Here is a 14,503-nt window from a genome sequence, read left to right on the forward strand (position 1 = left end):
CGAACTGGAAACAAGCCCTCGAACAACTCGCACTCGCCTACCCCGACCGCATCACCCCCTACCTCTAACCACCAACACCAACCCGCTTACACAGAAGACTTGACAAGCCCCACTCCAGCGACCCGTCATCAAGATGCGTGATCACCCACCCGCCGTGGTGTCTCACCGTGTGGTGGCCCTGGCACAGCGGGGCGGTGTTCGTCACACTCGTTTCACCGCCGTGTTCCCACGCGACCGAATGATCGATCTGACACTGCGAGGCAGGTTTCGAGCATCCCGGGCCCATGCACCGGTCAGCCCGCCACTTCACCAGCTTCGCGAGCTCCGGCGGTGGCCGATACCTCGTGCGCCCGACGCTGATGACGGCGCCGGTTTCGGGGTGGGTCAGCACCCTCATCCACCCCGACGCGCCACTGGCCAGCTCCCGGGCGGTGTCGATCGGGATCGGACCGACCCCCTCCACCTCCGCAGGATCGGTCACACCCTCGACACCGAGAAGGGCAAGGGCGGGGACGGTGACGACCACGGTCGCTTGGATACCCCGCGCCTGCTTCGGGTGCTGGGGAACGGTCCCGTCGATGAGGAGGTCGCAGAACACGTCAGCCCGAATCTCATCCAGACTCCGCTCCACTGAACCGTCCGACTCCCCGCCCCGGGTCGAACCGCGGTCGTGGTCACGGATCACCACAGCCTTCTGGGTGACACGCCCGAAGATCGCGTGGGCTTCCACCGACGGGACCAGGGCGTGCACCCACGACATCGAATCCCCCGCCGGCTCCACCATGATCCGACGCCCCCGCACCGCCACCTCATGCCGTTCCGTCAACGTGGGGGCGGTCTCCCGCTCAATCAGACGGCGAAGCGCCCGCCGGAACGACCCCACCGGCAGAGACTGCGCCAACCCCAACGCCCGCCCCACCAACCGTGCCGCAACCTCCCGGTCAAGGACGTCGAGGTCATCGACGAGGATCTCCGCATGACGCACCGTCACGCCCGAACGAGACAACGACTCCAGAACCGTCGGGTAGGAGTGGACGAGGGATTCGGCGCGGGCGAGCATCATCCCCGCCGCGTTCTCCGTGATCCGCAGAGCCGCGGCAAGCTCCAACCGGAGGGAGCGCATCACCAGCTCCCGCGACCCACCCCCATACCGTGACACATCATCCAAGGCTTCCAGGCGCAGGTCATCGACCCTGGCGAACCGTTGCGCCGCGAACACCGCCTCCAAATCAGACGCCTCCAGGACAAGTGCGACAGCGTCCGGACGCGGCGGCACCCACCCGGCAATCTCCGCATCCCACTCACGCACATCGCTCTCATACAGGAACACGTCAGCATCCGGACCCTCGGGCCACTGACCCGACCCGTCCATGCCGACCTCATCCATACCCCCGACACTACGAGGGGGGTCCGACATTCAAACGCCCGTCAAGCTGCACCGAGTCCGGCGTGCGAAGCCAACAGTCATCCAGCACCACCGCCCACCTCGGCTGCGTGGGGGTAGCTCGTACTACGGTGATCGACATGACGGCGTCCCTCTCCCCCGACCAGGCGCGCGGGCTACGCCACGGCGCCCAGCTGCTCGGCGGCTCGCCCCTCTCCCCACGGGAGGTGGTGGATCGAGCGGTCGCGCTCCAAGGCCAAGATCTTCCGGCAGTCCTGCGTGCGATCGCCCTTCGGTCGGCCCCGGGAACGACCGTCGATGATGTGCGCGCCGCGTTCGACAGCGGGGCGCTGGTGCGGTCCTGGCCCATGCGCGGCACGCTGTTCGCGACGACCCCCGAGCACCTGGCGTCACTCCTCGCCCTGACCGGCACCAGAACGCTGCAGTCGATGGCGCGCCGCCGCGAGCAACTCGAGCTGGATGACGCCACGATCGATCGTGCGCACGACGTCGCCGTCGCGGCGCTCGAGACCGCTCCCCTGCGGCGCGCCGACATCCTGGCGACCTGGGAGGATGCCGGGATCTCGACCGACGGCGGGCGCGGATACCACCTCCTCGTCCACCTGTGCATCAGCGGACTGGCGCACTGGGGCGCGTTCACTCCTGACGGATCTGAGCAGTACCTCACCCTCACGGCGACCCAGCGTGACACCGACACGGATGCCGCACTCAGCCGTATTGTCGCAGGGTATGTCGCGGCGCGGGGACCGGTCACCCTCGACGACCTGGCCTGGTGGACGAAGCTCCCCAAGACGGGCCTGCGCGCCGCTGCGGCATCCGTCGACGGAATCGAGCTGGCACAGCTCGGTGAGAAGCCCGTGTATCTGGGCGCTGAGACATCGGCGTCATCAGGCTCGCGCTGGCCCGACTCTGTTGAGACGGTGACACTCGTTCCCGCGTTCGACGAGTGGATCCTCGGCTATGCCGACAGGTCGCTCGTGGCCTCGGACGCGATGTTCGACGCTCTTGTCCCCGGCAAGAACGGCGTCTTCCGCCCGGCAGTCCTCGTCGACGCCGCCGTGGTCGGCACCTGGCGCTTCTCAGCGCCCCGGGGAGCAAAGAACCGGACGCCGGTGGCCGAACTCCTCGAGCCGGTGTCCAAACGCACGGTCACCCTGATCGACGATGCGCTGAGCGCCTGGCCACACGACTGACGCGACGCTGGCCGCGAACCTTAGAGCAACGGGCGGGCGTGCCAGATGCGGTCGAGGTAGTCGCGCATCGAGCGGTCGGATGAGAAGAACCCGCAGCGGGCGATATTGAGGATCGCCGATCGGGTCCAGGCATCCTGGTCCGCATATGCCAGGTCGACGCGGGACTGCGCCTCGATGTATGAGGCGTAGTCGGCGAGCACCATGAAGCGGTCGTCATACAGGAGGTTTGAGACGACCGGTTCGAAGACGGTGCGGTCGCCACCCGAGAATGCGCCGGAGGCGATGAGGTCCATGGCGGCCCGCAGCTGCGGGTCGGCCTGGTAGAAGTCGGCCGGCTTGTAGCCCTTCGCCCACAGCGCCTCGACCTCGGGCTCGGTCATGCCGAACAGGAAGAAGTTGTCGTCGCCGACGAGCTGGCGGATCTCGACGTTGGCGCCGTCGTCAGTGCCGATCGTGAGAGCACCGTTGAGGGCGAGCTTCATGTTCCCCGTACCGGAAGCCTCCTTGCCGGCGAGCGAGATCTGCTCCGACAGATCGGCGGCCGGGATGATGCTCTCGGCGAGCGTGACGTTGTAGTTCGGCGGGAAGACGACCTTCAGGCGCCCCTCGACGCGCGGGTCGTTGTTCACGACCGACGCGACCGAGTTGATGAGGTGGATGATGCGCTTGGCCATCGCGTACCCCGGAGCAGCCTTCGCCCCGAAGATAAAGGTGCGCGGCTGGATGTCGGCGGCCCCGACCGTGCCCGAGATGATGCGCTCGTACTCGGTGACGATGTGCAGCACCTTGAGGGTCTGGCGCTTGTATTCGTGGAGGCGCTTGACCATGACATCCAGCAGATGCGTGTCGTCGATGGTGACGCCGTCTCGGCGCTGCAGCACGTCGCTCAGGCGCCGCTTGTTGGCTGCCTTGACTGCAGCGAACCGCTCACGGAACTCGGGGTCTTCGGCGAGCGCCTCGAGCCCGCGCAGTCTCTCGAGGTCGACGGTCCAGCCGGCACCGAGCGCTTCGGTGATGAGGCTCGCGAGCGACGGGTTCGCGAGTCGGATGAACCGCCGCGGCGTGACGCCGTTGGTGACGTTCGTGAACTTGTCGGGGTACATCTCGGCGAACTCGTGCAGCACCTTGTCGCGAAGCAGCTGCGAGTGAAGCTCCGCGACACCGTTGACCTTCGCTCCCGCGACGGTCGCCAGGTAGGCCATTCGCACGGAGCGATACGGGTGCTCACCGATGATCGACATGTTGCGAATGCGCATCATGTCGTCACCGAACCGCTCCCGCACCTCTTCGAGGAACTCGTCGTTGATGCGGTAGATGATCTCGAGGTGTCGCGGCAGCAGCCTCCCCAGCAGGTCAACCGACCACACTTCGAGGGCCTCGGGCAGCAGCGTGTGGCAGGTGTAAGCGAAGCACTTCTGCGTGATCGCCCACGCGTCCTCCCACTCCATGCCGCGCTCATCCACCAGCACGCGCATGAGTTCGGGCACGGCGATGACCGGGTGCGTGTCGTTGAGCTGGAAGATCACGCGGTCGGGCAGGTTGTTCAGGTCGAATCCCTCGAGCAGCACGTTGTCGAGGAAATCGTTGATGGATGCCGCGACGAAGAAGTACTGCTGCTGCAGGCGAAGCTCCTTGCCCTGGGGTGTGGAGTCCTCGGGGTAGAGCACCTTGGAGATGTTCTCGGCGAAGGTCTGGGCGCGCACCGACTCTTCGTAATCACCGGAGTTGAAGATGCGCAGGTCGAAGGCGTTGGTGGCAACTGCGCGCCACAGCCGTAGCGTGTTGACCCGACCGTTGTGGTAGCCGGGAACCATCATGTTGTACGGCACCGCGAGCACGTTCCAGTCCGGAATCCACCGGGTGCGGGTAACGCCGTTGTCGTCGTAAGTCTCGGTGCGACCGCCGAACGAGATCGTCTGCGCCGCCTCGGGGTGCGGGAACTCCCACGGCGAACCCATGCGCAGCCAGGCATCCGGCTGCTCGACCTGTTCGCCGTTGACGAAGGTCTGCCGGAAGATGCCGTACTCGTAGCGGATGCCGTATCCGATCGTCGGCACGCTCATCGTGGCCAGCGAATCGATGAAGCAGGCAGCGAGGCGCCCGAGCCCACCATTACCCAAGCCCGGTTCGACCTCGACCTCGCGCATGTCGTCCATCGAGATACCGCACTGCGCGAGCGCCTCCGTGGCGATCTCACCCAGGCGCGCGGCGAGCAGATTGTTGTCGAGCTGCTTGCCGAGCAGATACTCCGCCGAGAGGTAGCAGACGGTCTTCGCCTGCTGCTCGCGCTGCCGGGCCTGATCTTCCAGCCAACGAGCCATGAGATAGTCGCGGACCGTATCGGCGAGCGCCAGGTACTGGTCGTTGGCATCGGATGCCGACAGCGAGACGCCCTGATCGAAGTTCAGGTTCGCGAGGAACTGCTTGACGAATCCGTCTACCGACGCGGGCGGTGCGATGACGGGAGCAAGGGCGAGGGGGTGCGTGGGACGCAGGGTCGCGTCGGAGTTCTGTGTGTCGGGCACCTCACGACGATATCGAGTCCGGCGGGGTGAATCATCCTCGGTCGCGAATCGCCATGCGAGGTTTACACAGTCGTCACGAATCGCGCACCAGCACGCGTCTCACTCCGCCCGGTCGGCTATCGCCGGCCAGGCGGGGAAGGGATCGCGAAAGCTCGACCACACCTGCGGTCCCGCAACCAGCTCGTCATCGGTGAGCGCAACACTGTCGAGGGCTTCGACGAGGCGGTCGCGATCCAGGTCGAGGCCGATGATCGCGAGCTCCTGACCGAATGCAAGCGTCTCGTCTTCGGGGTCTGCGGCATCCTGATCAGGCATGGGCGGGAACGAGATCATTCGCCCGACATGCTCCCAGCGAGCGGCCCGGTATGGGCGCGTCGCAAAGCGGCAGAATCCGGACGACCGGAGGACACGTCCAAACTCGCCAGGTTCGATTCGCTCATTAAGCAGAACCTCGAGCCGCCCGGGATGCAACGGGCGCACGTTCTCGTAGCGGAACGCACTGACGCGCGGATCGGTCATGTGCGGATCGAAGTGACCATTGATCACGCCGATCCATCCCGGCGAATCCTGACCGCGCGTAAACGCCACACGGTCGGTCCACGGCTCCATGATGCGTCGCTGAAGGCGCAACCGTGCGCGCGGCGCGAGGTGACTGAGAACGGCCATGACCGTGGAGAGTTCGTGCGTCTGAAGCGTTGACCAGTTGACCAGGACGAGATGGGAGGCGAACTCGATCTGAGTCGCCGTCACGAGGGCTTCAGCAACATCGTCCGTCATCGCGACGCCGGCCTCGACACCAACGATCCGCGAGAGGTAGGTGTCTCGCCACAGATCCTCGATCAGGTGTGACGCATCGACAACGCAGACGACGCCCACCAGTGCTGTCGGCGCCGATTCGTCCGCGAGGCTCCCGATCAGGTCGGTCATGCTCGCGCTTGTCGGGAACTCCATCAGCGCTCCCGCCGGCGCATTCACCCACGGAGCGATCGAGAGAGCCTCGTCGACCGGATCGGGCGACACGGCCAGGCGTGCTGCGGGGACCAGCATCCGATGCGTCGCAGCCGCCAACTGCATGGAAAAGACCGCGCGCTCGGAGGCGCAACTCCCCACAACCGCGACGACATCAACCTGCTCCACTCGGCTCACCCACTTCTCTCGCGCCTGATTCCGCGTCGACATCGTCAACGCCTATATTGAGATGATAACCATTCTCAATAGGAGGCAGGAATGAAAGTTCGCGCATCGATCAAGTCGCTCAAGAACCAGCCGGGAGCCCAGGTCGTTCGTCGCCGCGGGCGGGTCTACGTCATCAACAAGCTCAACCCTCGGTTCAAGGGACGCCAGGGCTGAACACGCTGGTGACATCGACACGACCCGCACTTGACGCCCTCGTCGTCGGCGCTGGCCCGGCCGGCATTGGCACCGCGCTCGCGCTGGCCTCTATCCCCGACCTCACCTTCGGCGTGCTCGAGCGCGGACAGATCGGGCAGACGTTTCTGGATTGGCCGGAGGCCCAGACATTCCTGACTCCGTCGTTCACCGGAAACGGCTTCGGCGCGACTGACCTCAACGCCGTCCATCCCGAGACCTCTCCGGCGTTCTCGCTCGGGGTGGACTACCCGACCGGACGGGAGTACGCGAAGTACCTGCGGAGCGTCTGCGCGCATTTTCGCGTTCCCGTCATGGATGACGCAGAGGTCACGCACGTGAGCACGACGGATGGCGGCTTCGCCCTCCAGACGACACGGGGCGACGTCGAGACTCGCGCACTCGTCTGGGCAGGTGGTGAGTTCGCAGATCCGAGACGCCCGCGACTGTCAGGGAACTCGCTGACCGACCACTCCATGGATCCGGCGAGTTGGCCACCGCGAACAGGTCACCTCGTCGTCATCGGCGGCTATGAGTCGGGCATCGACATCACCTGCCATCATGTCGAGCGCGGTACCCACGTCACGGTCGTCGACGGGAGCACCCCGTGGGACGCCGGCACCGGCTCGGATCCCTCGTTCCGCCTCGCACCACGCTCACGGCGACGGCTGGAGCACGCGCGCGCGAGCAGCCGACTGACCCTGGTTGCAAGCCACGCGACCGCAGTCAAGCGCAGTGGCGACTCCTGGGTCGTGAGCCTCGACAACGGCGCCAAAGTGACATCGGACTCCCCTCCGATCTCGGCAACGGGATTCGGCCCCGGGCTCGGTCCGGTCGTAGCACTCTTCGAGACACGCCCCGACGGCTGGCCCGCTCTCGACAACGACGATCAATCGACGATCACCCCGGGGCTGTTCCTGTCAGGCCCCGCCATCCGGCACGGTGGCCTGAAGTTCTGCTTCGTCTACAAGTTCCGGCAACGCTTCGCACACATAGCCCGGGTGATCGGAGAACGCGCCGACAAGGACACCTCAGCGCTGGAGGCGTACCGCGCAGCCGGCATGCTCACCGATGATCTCTCGTGCTGCGGCGTGGAATGCGCGTGCTGAGCCCGCTTTCCCGCCCCGGGAGCGCGACGGCGCTCTTCGCTGCGGCCATCCTCGCGGGGAGCCTTCTGGGCGCTCTCGCGCCGACAGCAGGCTCAACCGTTGGGTCCTTCGCAGACCCCCTTATCGTGCTCCTCGTCGGCATCCTCTTCTTCACACTTCGCTTGGACGGCCTGTCAGCATTGCGACGGGCACCGCGCCTGGTTGCCCTGGCCATCGGCATCAACTTCCTCGTGATCCCCCTGATCGCCTGGCCGTTGACCGCCCTCCTCCCCAGCGATGCGCTCCGCCTGGGAGTGCTGCTCTATCTCCTGGCTCCCTGCACCGACTGGTTCCTGGGGTTCACGCGGATGGCTGGCGGCGACACCACCGTTGGCGCCGCGCTGATTCCGGTGCAGATGACGCTGCAGCTGTTGCTCTACCCGGTGTGGCTCTCGATCTTTACGGGCCAGAGCGCGGCGCTCGTCTTCGACTCCGCCACAGCGACCCTTCTCACCTGGTTTGCACTCCCCGCGGGCATCGCGCTAGCCGTGCGCCTGCTCACCAGGTTCGCACTTCCTGTCGGGGCGCGATCGGCGCTCTACTCGGCTGCCGACCGCGCGGTACCGTTCCTGATCGCGGCAGTGATCTTCGCACTGTTCGCCGGCAACGTCGAGACGATCGTGAGCGACATTGGTTCGTTCGCGTGGGTTCTGCTCGTCGTCTTCGTGTTCTTCATGATCACGTTCGGGATCGGCGAGGCAGCATCGGCGCTGTGGCGGTTGAGCCATCGCGAGCGCGCACTGCTGACCATGACCACCTCAGCGCGCAATGCACCTCTCATGCTGGCGCTGACCACTGTCGCGCTTCCCGACCAGCCGGTGGTGGCCGCGGCGATCGTTCTCGGGATGCTGATCGAGTTCCCCCACCTGACCGCACTCACTCATGTGATGCGCCGCCGCCTGGCACGGCGCGCTTCGGCGCCTATGCTGAGCGGATGAAGCCGTTCATCCTGCTGGCGACCCGCGCCGAGGACGGTCCGGCCGATGAAGAGTACGAGCTTTTCTTGCGCTACACCGGCCTCGCCGAGTCCGAGCTCCAGCGCGTGCGACTGGAGGCCGGCCCGATGCCGGAGCTGGATCTCGATGATCTGTCGGGGATCTTCGTCGGCGGCGGGCCGTTCAACGCGTCGGATCCGATCGAGCAGAAGTCAGCCGTGCAGCGGCGCGTGGAGGCAGAGTTCGATGCGCTCCTCGACCAGGTCGTCGCACGGGACTTCCCGTTTCTTGGAGCCTGCTACGGCGTCGGCACGGTCGGGGCTCACCAGGGTGCCGTCATCGACCGTACCTACGGCGAGCCGGTCGGAGTGGTCGAGGTTTCGCTGACGGATGCCGGAAGATCCGACCCCCTGCTGGCCGGCATCCCACCCCGTTTCGATGCGTTCGTGGGGCACAAGGAAGCGATGCGTTCGCTCCCCGCCTCGGCAACGCTATTGGCGTCATCCGCCTCGTGCCCGGTGCAGATGTTTCGGGTGCGCGAGAACATCTACGCGACGCAGTTCCATCCCGAGCTCGACGTCAACGGCATCACGTCACGCATCCACGCGTACACCGATTACGGGTACTTCGCACCGACCGAGGTGCAGATTCCGCTTGCCGCCGTCCGGGAGCGCGAGGTGCTGCATCCGAGCCGCATGCTGCGCACGTTCGTCGAGCGCTACGCCCGCTGACAGGTAGCGGGTCAACGGGCCAGCGAGCGCACATTGGCTCTACGCACCGGGTCACCTGATCGGTTGGATGGGCGCCAACCATCACGAAAGAGGAGAGCGATGCAGGATGCTTCGATCGTCGTGGTCCCGGGGCTCGGCGGTTCATCAGCCGGCCACTGGCAGTCGATCTGGCAGGAGCAGTATCCGGCGTGGGTGCGCAGCGCTCCGGCATCCTGGGACCAACCGGACTTCGACGACTGGGACAGCGCCGTCGGCAGAGCAATGCACGCAGCCGGCGGACCGGCGGTTCTCGTCGCCCACAGTCTCGGATGCCTCAGCGCGGTGGCTTTCGCGGCGCACTCTCCCGAACGCGTGCGCGGTGTCTTTCTCGTCGCTCCGCCCGATCCGGATGCGCCGTCGTTCCCGACCGAGGCGCTGAGCTTCCGGGCCGCCACCGCGTCCCTCGGTCCCCTTCCCATCCCCGCGATCGCCGTGACCAGTACCTCCGACCCCTACTGCCCGACCGACCGCTCCCCCGACATCTGCCGCAGATGGGGTGCGCATCAGATCGATATCGGCGACGCCGGACACATAAACGTCCTGAGCGGCCACGGTCCGTGGCCCGAGGGACTCGACCTCCTTCGAGGCTTCTTCCGTGACCTCGAGGGCAGCCGTTGATGACCGCATCGTTCGACCAGCTCACGGCAGAGCTTGTCTCGGCGGCGACCGGCCGCACCGAACTGGTCGCCGCGCTGCGACCTCCAGCGGGTCCCGTGACGTTGCCATCACCGCTCCCCGTCGCCCAGTTCGCCACCGCGGCGGTCTGTGCCGCATCGGTTGCCGCCGCCTGCCTTGCGTACGCGCGCAGCGCTGGCCGCGAAGCCGACTCGGCGAGCCTCAGCCCCATCGTTCTCGACGGACCGCGCGTGACTTCGGCCTACCGCAGCGAGCAGGTCTTCACCTGGAACGGCGAGAACCCGGATGCCTAGGCCCCGGCATCCGGGTTCTTCGAGACGTCCGACGGGTGGGTGTGGACCCACGGAAACTATCCGCACCACGGTGCGGCACGACGTCGGATGCGGGGGCTCGAAGCCGACGCGGGCAAAGACGCGATAGCCGCCGCACTACCCCTCGACTACCCCGCGACGGTACTTCCCTACGGCTGGTCGGCGCCTGCCTGGTAGCGTGCGGCACGGATGAGGTCGGCCGAGTGCGCCAGATGCGCCCGCACCGCCTCTCCTCCGGCGTGCTGCACCTCATCGAGATACGCGGTGTGTTCTCGGGCGAGCGAACCGGCCGGATAGTCGGGTTTGACGTGGGTGAGCAACAGAAGGATCTCGGACTCGAGCTGGCGATGCGCCTGCGCGATCCGCGGACTGTCGGCTGCCTCGACGATCAGCCGGTGCACCTCGGCATGGGCGCGGGTCGTAGCCAGCCAGTCGCCGGCTGCCTCGGCCAGCGCGAGCCGGTCGATGGCCTCAGCCACGGGACGAGTGACCGCATTCGGCCATGACGCACCGTGCTTGGCGCTGACCTGCCGCACCGCTTCTGCCTCGAGCGCGCCGCGCAACTCTTGGAGCGCTTCGACCGCATCGTTGTCGAGGTTTGCGACGCGCGCTCCGCGATAGGGCTCGATCGTCACGAGACGTTCAGCCGCGAGCGTCTGCAGCGCGGCGCGCACCGTATGGCGGGACGCACCGTACCGCTCTGCCACGTTCTCCTCTCGCAGCGGTGCATCGAGGTCCAGGTCACCCGACAGGATGCTGGCGCGCAGCGCCTCGGCAAGGGCGGCAGCCTGGGTCGGCCCCGGCTCGCTCTCACGCCGGCGCGGAGACATCCGTCTTCTCCTTCCGTGCGCCTGGCAGGGAGAGCACCACAAGTCCCGCGGCGAGCACGACAAGCCCGATCGCCGACGCTGCGGTGAGCTGCTCGTGAAGCACCCACACGCCGAGCAGTGTCGCACCGAGCGGCTCCGCGAGGGTGAGCGTGGCGACCGTTGTCGGGGCGAGGCGCCGCAGGCCCCATCCGAACAGCAGGTACGCGACCGCCGTGGTCACGACACCGAGCCACAGCGCGAGCGTGAGACCCGCGGGTGTGAGCAACCACGCGGGCGAGCTCACCAGAAGAAGCGGCAGGCTGACGATCGCCGCCACTCCGAAGACGGTGCCCATCGCTGCCTGGAAGCCCCACCCGCGGTCCATCAGAAGTTTGCTCGCCAGCGCATAGAGAGCGTACGAAGCTCCCGCGGCAAGCGAGGCAAGGATTCCGAGCGGTCCCACAGTCGCGGCTCCAGCTCCGCCCACCAGCCCTGACACGAGAACGACACCGACCAGCGCAATGGCCGTGGCAACACCCCACCGCGCGCTCGGCATCCGTCGACGAATGAGTGCGTCGAAAATTCCCGTCACGATCGGAGCGGACCCCAAGGCGATGACCGTACCGACGGCCACCCCGTTGAGGCGGGTACCGGCAAAGAAGGTCGGCTGATAAGCAAGGACGCCCGCCGCCCCGACCGCCACGATGACCCACGCCGGTACGCGGCGGGCGACAGCAACCGCCGAGGGCGCTGTGCGCGGCATCCGTGGGCGGGCAGCCAGCGCGATCGCACCGAGAATCCCCCCACCGATGAGAATGCGGGCGGCGCCGACCGAGAGCGGCGATGCATCGACATCGGCGAGCGCCTGCGCCGTTCCCGTCGTCGCGAAACACAGCGCGGCAAGCAACACAGCGATCACTCCGGACACCGGAACATTGTTACACAATGTCCCCCCGCTCAGGGGCTAGCGGGTCGCCGGCTGCACCTAGAAGCTGGCAGCGCAGGCTACCGCCGACGACGGCGCGTCCGGATCGGAAACCACGGGCAAGACGGCTTCAAAGACGACATCGGCCCCTGACTGCAGGATTCGCGTGTTCGGTCGGCGGGTTCCGATCCCGGATGCTCGTCGCTCGGCAGACGGAAGGGTTCCCGGCGATGCGACCGTCACAACCAGGCGATCATCGCTCGGAACGGCAAGCGAAACGGTGGCCTCCCGCGCTCCCGAGTGCTTGACCGCGTTGACGAAGGCTTCGGTGACCGCCTCGGCGGCCAGCTCATCGGTCTCCTGATCACCCAGCGCCGTAGCGGCAGTGGCCGAGACCGTGTAGGAGATGTCGAGGACCGCTCGCCACGCGGAGATGACGCGACCGAGGGAACCGAGGGGACCGTGCAGCGATCCGCGCTCGACGTCTCGCTCGTTGACCGGCCCCTGCACTCGATAGAAGGCGGCATCCGTTCGCGCACGGAATTGGGCAACCTCACCCACGGTGGGCTGTCGCTCATCGGCCTGCGCGGCAAGGATGACGCACTGACCTTGCACCCCGCCATGCAGGATGCCGACCGCATGGCGCAATGGATCCGATGCCCGAGCGCTCTCGCGTGCCACGTCTCGCGCCGCACCCGCGAGCAGGTCCTGCGACATTGCCGCAGCCAAACGCGCCTCGCGCAAGGCGTCAGTACAGACTGACACCGAGATGGCAAGACCCGGGACGGCAACGATGCCGACGTATGCCACCAGGCCGATGTCGGGCAACAGCGTCACCGACAGCACGGCGACAGCACAGCCCGCCAGTACCCAGAGGAGCAGGAACAGCAGGGGCCGCCAGCGCGCGCCGGGCCGGGGAAGTAACCAGCGGCCGACGTAGCCCGCGGCCAGGTCGATTGCCAACAGACCCATTACCCCGAGAATCCCGACGCTCGGGCCGCCCTGCATGATCGAGAACGGAAGAGTTGCCACCGCATAGATCGCCGCAACCATCAGGAGCGGCGGGTTCGCCAGCCGCTCCGAGATCCTGCGGGGCCGCAGGGCGGATGCCGCCACCGGACCAGGCACCGGAGCAGAGGCATCCGTTGCATCAGCGCGCGCCTCGAGCAGGTGACTCTCGCGCCGCACCTCTTCGGCGTAGGCGCGCACGCTGTCGAAGTCGACGGGGCGAGCCAGCAGCACGTTGCGGGATGCCTGGAGTCTGCGCACCGTCGCGGCGAGCACCTCGCCAACCTCGTCGGCCTGAGCGCGCGCCCTCTCGAGGCTGGCACGCATCGGCGCCAGCGCTCGTTCGAGGCGCGCGTTGATCGCTCGCCGGCGGGCGTATTCCGAGAGCGTGATACTGACGAGCGAGAACAGCGCAATCCCGGCAACGATGTTCGTGACCACACGCGGGAGGAAGACGCCAGCCGTAGCGACGTCCCACAGCCACCGCGATAGCAGGTCGTTCAGCGGTGTTCGGATGATGCAGATCACCAGCAGCGTCGTCAGGACGGCAGCCCCGCGGGCAGGTCGTGAGCGCCAACGGCGCTCTGCGACCGCCGCCGGCAGGACGAGAATCGCCAGCACGATCCACCCAAGCACACCGACCACCATGGCCTGCAGGTATCCCGTCACCGACGCACTGTTGACCGTCGGCACACCCACGATGGCAGCGAGCACGAACGAGAGGAACGCGCTCCATCGGTTGTAGAAGGAGCCGTCGGTGACGGCGCGCCACCAGATCTCGGCGACTCCCGTCACCCGCAGACGCTCCCACACCTCGATCACCTTGCCCCAGATTCAGACAACCGTATCCCGCCGCGGGCGAAACGCGTCAGGTGCCTTTGGCCCTACCCCGTGAAAGAGCAGTATCCGCGGCTGTCAGCACGAGGGTTGCAGCCGCGTAAACGACGAGATCCCGCGGGTCGAAGACGGTGCCGAGGACGAGCATCGCCGGAGGGAACGCGTTGCCCGCCGCCAGGGGGACGCCGGTGAGCTGTAACAACTCGATGCCGACACACCAGGCGAGCGTGACAGCACCGACGAGGAGCGGATGTCGCCCGGGCATGATCGCGATAAGGAAGGCATACACGGCAACCGCGTAGAGCGCGTCCCCGGCAATGTCGGTGGCTGCCGTGTCGGGCAGGAAGAGGTGAACGCACAGTCCCGCTGCGATCACCATGAGCAGTACCGCGAATCCCACGACGCGCCGAGTGCGGGTGCGGCTGCGGCGCGTGACATCGGTCATGCCCCTACCGTCGGGCGACGCCTGACACCGTGATCGTCACCCGTACCCCGAGTCGCGGGAGGCGTACTGTCGGAGTATGACCGGTAGCGCCGAGTGGGCTGCTGAGGGCCGCGTCCGTTTGAGTGGTGGTCTTTCGCTTCGTTGCGATGATCAGCTGTCGTTAGTTTAGGCGGCGGTGATCTCGGGGA

The 14,503-nt window shown here is 66.8% G+C and carries 14 protein-coding genes; 7 read left to right on the top strand and 7 right to left on the bottom strand.

Annotated elements, in window-relative coordinates:
• Positions 1-64: 64 nt before the first annotated feature.
• Positions 65-1,387, bottom strand: coding sequence for an HNH endonuclease signature motif containing protein (locus BGO47_RS03655; RefSeq protein WP_292708684.1), 1,323 nt, complete (start codon positions 1,385-1,387; stop codon positions 65-67).
• 137 nt (positions 1,388-1,524) lie between these two features.
• On the opposite strand from BGO47_RS03655, the gene BGO47_RS03660 reads away from it, so the two are divergent.
• Positions 1,525-2,598, top strand: a complete 1,074-nt coding sequence (locus tag BGO47_RS03660) for a winged helix DNA-binding domain-containing protein (RefSeq protein ID WP_292708686.1) — start codon at positions 1,525-1,527, stop codon at positions 2,596-2,598.
• A 20-nt stretch (positions 2,599-2,618) separates the two neighbouring features.
• Here the strand turns inward: BGO47_RS03660 and BGO47_RS03665 are convergent, their stop codons facing one another.
• Together BGO47_RS03665 and BGO47_RS03670 are read right to left on the bottom strand one after the other, a co-directional pair.
• On the bottom strand, positions 2,619-5,093 hold the full coding sequence (locus BGO47_RS03665) for a glycogen/starch/alpha-glucan phosphorylase (RefSeq protein ID WP_292708712.1): 2,475 nt from the start codon (positions 5,091-5,093) through the stop codon (positions 2,619-2,621).
• A 129-nt stretch (positions 5,094-5,222) separates the two neighbouring features.
• Positions 5,223-6,302, bottom strand: coding sequence for a GTP-binding protein (locus tag BGO47_RS03670; protein ID WP_292708688.1), 1,080 nt, complete (start codon positions 6,300-6,302; stop codon positions 5,223-5,225).
• Between the two features lie 48 nt (positions 6,303-6,350).
• Here BGO47_RS03670 and ykgO point away from each other — a divergent pair, with 48 nt between their 5' ends.
• From ykgO to BGO47_RS03700, 6 genes are all read left to right on the top strand, one after another.
• Positions 6,351-6,473 carry a type B 50S ribosomal protein L36 gene (gene ykgO, locus BGO47_RS03675; protein ID WP_023951906.1) on the top strand — a complete coding sequence of 41 codons (123 nt, stop codon included), beginning with the start codon at positions 6,351-6,353 and terminating at the stop codon, positions 6,471-6,473.
• An 8-nt stretch (positions 6,474-6,481) separates the two neighbouring features.
• Positions 6,482-7,600: an NAD(P)/FAD-dependent oxidoreductase gene (locus BGO47_RS03680; protein ID WP_292708694.1), complete on the top strand. Its 1,119-nt coding sequence runs from the start codon at positions 6,482-6,484 to the stop codon at positions 7,598-7,600.
• Positions 7,594-8,577 (top strand): bile acid:sodium symporter, encoded by a 984-nt coding sequence (locus tag BGO47_RS03685; RefSeq protein ID WP_292708696.1) that lies wholly within the window; start codon positions 7,594-7,596, stop codon positions 8,575-8,577. Before BGO47_RS03680 ends, BGO47_RS03685 begins: the two co-directional genes overlap by 7 nt.
• Positions 8,574-9,305: a glutamine amidotransferase gene (locus BGO47_RS03690; RefSeq protein ID WP_292708698.1), complete on the top strand. Its 732-nt coding sequence runs from the start codon at positions 8,574-8,576 to the stop codon at positions 9,303-9,305. Before BGO47_RS03685 ends, BGO47_RS03690 begins: the two co-directional genes overlap by 4 nt.
• Positions 9,306-9,404: 99 nt before the next feature.
• Entirely contained in the window at positions 9,405-9,962 is a 558-nt protein-coding gene (locus tag BGO47_RS03695; protein WP_292708700.1) for an alpha/beta fold hydrolase, read from the top strand.
• On the top strand, positions 9,962-10,273 hold the full coding sequence (locus BGO47_RS03700; protein ID WP_292708702.1) for a hypothetical protein: 312 nt from the start codon (positions 9,962-9,964) through the stop codon (positions 10,271-10,273). Before BGO47_RS03695 ends, BGO47_RS03700 begins: the two co-directional genes overlap by 1 nt.
• Before the next feature lie 167 nt (positions 10,274-10,440).
• Here the strand turns inward: BGO47_RS03700 and BGO47_RS03705 are convergent, their stop codons facing one another.
• From BGO47_RS03705 to BGO47_RS03720, 4 genes are read right to left on the bottom strand one after another with little or no spacing between them, the layout of a single operon-like run.
• On the bottom strand, positions 10,441-11,121 hold the full coding sequence (locus tag BGO47_RS03705) for a GntR family transcriptional regulator (RefSeq protein WP_292708704.1): 681 nt from the start codon (positions 11,119-11,121) through the stop codon (positions 10,441-10,443).
• Positions 11,102-12,028 (bottom strand): EamA family transporter, encoded by a 927-nt coding sequence (locus BGO47_RS03710; RefSeq protein ID WP_292708706.1) that lies wholly within the window; start codon positions 12,026-12,028, stop codon positions 11,102-11,104. Before BGO47_RS03710 ends, BGO47_RS03705 begins: the two co-directional genes overlap by 20 nt.
• A gap of 57 nt (positions 12,029-12,085) precedes the next feature.
• On the bottom strand, positions 12,086-13,855 hold the full coding sequence (locus BGO47_RS03715) for a hypothetical protein (protein ID WP_292708708.1): 1,770 nt from the start codon (positions 13,853-13,855) through the stop codon (positions 12,086-12,088).
• 46 nt (positions 13,856-13,901) lie between these two features.
• Positions 13,902-14,315 carry a DUF2809 domain-containing protein gene (locus tag BGO47_RS03720; RefSeq protein ID WP_292708710.1) on the bottom strand — a complete coding sequence of 138 codons (414 nt, stop codon included), beginning with the start codon at positions 14,313-14,315 and terminating at the stop codon, positions 13,902-13,904.
• Between the last annotated feature and the right edge of the window lie 188 nt (positions 14,316-14,503).

It is taken from the genome of Microbacterium sp. 67-17 (assembly GCF_001898325.1).
Taxonomy (GTDB): domain Bacteria; phylum Actinomycetota; class Actinomycetes; order Actinomycetales; family Microbacteriaceae; genus Microbacterium; species Microbacterium schleiferi.